We start from the raw sequence: 284 nt of genomic DNA on the forward strand, positions 1-284 counted from the left end.
CGGACCCACCCCGGCCCCTGCCGAAGCCTCTCGGACACTGGGGATCCCTCCGCGGGCCGGCGGGCCGGCCGGCCGGACGGACGCGCCCGCCGCGCCGAGACATCCCCAGTATTCATCACAAATCATGACATTCGGCTTAGTTTGTGCAGGTGTTCTACGGGATCGCCGCGGCCGTGGCCGCACTCCTGCTCGCCGCTCTGCTCTCGGCGCTGCTCCGCCCGCTCGCGCTGCGGTGCGGGCTGCTGGAGCGGCGTCGGCGGGCGCGGCCCCGGCCGCTGCTCGGC

The sequence above is a fragment of the Streptomyces sp. NPDC059477 genome, from assembly GCF_042749375.1.
Taxonomy (GTDB): domain Bacteria; phylum Actinomycetota; class Actinomycetes; order Streptomycetales; family Streptomycetaceae; genus Streptomyces.